Annotated in this window: 4 protein-coding genes; 3 read left to right on the top strand and 1 reads right to left on the bottom strand. The window is 40.7% G+C overall.

What is annotated here, in order from left to right; all coding sequences use genetic code 11:
- Positions 1–172 precede the first annotated feature (172 nt).
- On the bottom strand, positions 173–337 hold the full coding sequence (locus CS022_RS25090; protein ID WP_161569746.1) for a hypothetical protein: 165 nt from the start codon (positions 335–337) through the stop codon (positions 173–175).
- A gap of 248 nt (positions 338–585) precedes the next feature.
- Between CS022_RS25090 and CS022_RS24335 the strand changes: the two genes are divergently transcribed.
- From CS022_RS24335 to CS022_RS25085, 3 genes are all read left to right on the top strand, one after another.
- On the top strand, positions 586–933 hold the full coding sequence (locus CS022_RS24335; RefSeq protein ID WP_129124442.1) for a hypothetical protein: 348 nt from the start codon (positions 586–588) through the stop codon (positions 931–933).
- 712 nt (positions 934–1,645) lie between these two features.
- Positions 1,646–2,485, top strand: a complete 840-nt coding sequence (locus CS022_RS24330) for a hypothetical protein (protein WP_129124441.1) — start codon at positions 1,646–1,648, stop codon at positions 2,483–2,485.
- A 19-nt stretch (positions 2,486–2,504) separates the two neighbouring features.
- Complete coding sequence (locus tag CS022_RS25085; protein WP_161569745.1) at positions 2,505–2,678, top strand: hypothetical protein; 174 nt, start codon at positions 2,505–2,507, stop codon at positions 2,676–2,678.
- Positions 2,679–2,849 lie beyond the last annotated feature (171 nt).

Genomic DNA, 2,849 nt, shown 5'->3' with positions numbered 1-2,849 from the left:
ATACACACTCCTTTTGGGCATAGTATGCCTCTTTATGGATGTGTCCGTGAAATCGGGGTAGAACCCTTTTTCTGTTTCCCTTATGTCATTAATTTTGATGTATGAGCTTTACTATGTAGAAGGGAGTCTGCCTGAAAAAACGGGAGGATTTGATGATATTAGTTACTTAAATTTAGCTATCATAGTTCCATTGTTCGAAACAATTATTTTCTTTTTTCTTTTTTCTTTTTTCTTTTTTCTTTTTTCTTTTTTTCTTTTTAGTAGTGTTGTAAGAAAGTTTGGTGTATCCCCATTTTATGTTGTTGCTTTCACAGCCATAAATTTTGGAGTCAATCATATTTTAAACTCAAATTACAATGCACTTCATGCATTAGGATCCGGCGTATTTTACGCCACGTCTTATGAGTACTTTCGGATTAGGTATGGCCATATGGTTCCATTCGTATTTGTTTTTGTTGTTCATGCGATATGGAATTCATTTATCTATATGTTGTGGCACATATAACAAGTTGCTGCACTCGGAAAAATCATTCGCTGCGCTAATAATTTTCCGGTGAGCAAGGCGTTATGTTTATTGGAGATTAAGTGGAAGTAGCTAAAGTCATAGATACTGGGTTTTCAACAGCAGATGCTGAATACCCCGAGATACTTCAACTTGATGGCGATGTAACTTTGCGCTTCATCGACTGGCAGGCGTCACGAATAGAGGTCTTTTTCGCCGACCCAATTGCAATGAGGTGGCAAATGGCCGAAACCTTAATTGAAGGTGAGCATTTCGATAGATGCCACCAAATTGAAAACTCCCAATGGCTTCAACAGCACATTGAACAAGGTGTAATATCTGAAACTGAAAGCTATAGACACTACAAGTTCAACTTCAATGACGCTGGTCAATTTGAAGTTATTGCCCTTAACTATCGGCTTAAAACATAACACATATGAGCCCTTCTCCGGTCAATAGGCAATAGCATTCTTTTGGCTGCACCAGCAGCCAATGCTCTCGAACAGCAAAGTCATCTACTTCGCGTTGTCATTTTCGCCATTAAGTCGTTGCTTACGGCAAACACATATAGAGGGTCTCTTACTGCGGTCTCTCCGCCGCCTGTCATTCATGTGACAGTTACCTGCACCCCAAAAACTAGACCATGCAGCACAAAGCAAAAAATCCATTAGTTTTATTATCAAAGGTCAGATCGTGTAACTCACCTTGCTAAATTGATTCTGTCCAATTCTGCGCCAGCTCGTCTGGCGCAACTCGAAACCGCGCAAACTTTACCAGTTTGACTAGCGTTATCCCCCATCAACTTTAGAGTTTTGAGTCCAATAGTTTGGCCGCCAAATTCCTCTTTTCATAGCCGCAGGTTTGTGTCGAAATCAGTGAACAACCTTTGTTTGTGTTGCGTGTCTGAAATTCCAATCACGCAGTTGAATTCACGTTCAGGTTGTTGTCTTTTGGTGGTTTAAACACGCTTTTCTGCGGAATGAAGCTAAGTGACTTTTTCACAAGGTACTGGCGGCAAGCCGCGAAAGACATGGAGCAAGGGCTAACAAATGCAGTCACAGGACAAAGAACCGCTCCGCCATTTTTTGCCTGTGCTTGCAGGCGTTATGTGCCTCCAGTGCCAAGATATAAAGTTTTAATCGGATGAAATTTAAGAAACCTATAATTTGGGCAATATCACTAGTTATTATTTGTGTTGTTGCTCTTGCAATAACACAGCCTGTATTGGTCAAAGCTATCTTAGCCAAGTACAAATCTACTGATCATTTTCTAGTTCTACAAGCTGATAATCGTATTAGATACGAAGCGCCTGCAAAGCGAAGCGCTCTTATTCTGAGTGGCTTCTTAAATGACAGCCAAGGTGTAGTAGAGCACGCGCTTAACGCTAATTTCAAAAAGCCAGTGGAGATTTATATATGTGCCTCCCAGGAGTCTTTTAATGAGTATGTGTTTCTATCCAAAAATGTTAGAGGGGCTGTGTATTGGGGTAAGTTGTTTTTATCTCCAGGCGCATTCAATATAGGATCAACCAAAAGATTAACTACGCATGAATTAACGCATTACCTTTTTTATACTCACCTCGGTGAGAAAGCACATATGGAAGGAGTTCCACTATGGTTTAGAGAAGGGATCGCTGAGTTTGTCGCTAATGGAGGCGCTGACTACACATTTAAAAAAGAAGTGTTGGAGTTAATGAGCCACAAGGAAAGAGAAGCCTATTTATCAGGGAAATTGAACTTTTGGTTTTTTACTCAGAATGCAAGGGATGCAGTAACTAAAGATGGAGTGGTAAACTGGCTACTCTATAGAATTGGTGCATTGTTTGTGCACTTTATCCACGACTCAAATCCCCAAGAATTCGATAATTTGATAAAGTTACTTCTATCCGGAATTGAGTTTGGTAAGGCTCTTCAAGAATCTTATGGGAAAGATACTGAATCTCTGCTTAAAGAATTCACCCTGTATCTATCTTACGAGACTTAAAACAATAGGAAACACATCTATGACAGCTTATATCTTGGTGGCAATATGGATAATTGGTGGCTTAGCCTTCTATTTCATTGGTAAACGCCGTGGTCTTAAATTTGGTTTTATGCTCGATTTAGCTGCAGCTTTCTTGGGGCCCTTTTCTATCCCACTGGCTTTTCTGTTAAAACCAAAAAAGTGTGCGTCATAATACAGCACATAACAAAGCCAAGCACAATCGCCCACAAAAAACGTGGGCTGGACGCGCTAACGCGCGCCTGTGTTGGCGGCGTTATGAGCTAGGAGGCGATTTCACATGGAGTACATTATCAGATCTGCTTCAGAATCGGATGCGGCTTGTATCAATAAAGTCTCCGAGCAC

It is taken from the genome of Veronia nyctiphanis (genome assembly GCF_004116385.1).
GTDB lineage: Bacteria > Pseudomonadota > Gammaproteobacteria > Enterobacterales > Vibrionaceae > Veronia > Veronia nyctiphanis.
The sequence above is the reverse complement of the archived record's forward strand: the minus strand, read 5'-3'. Positions and strand labels throughout refer to the sequence as shown.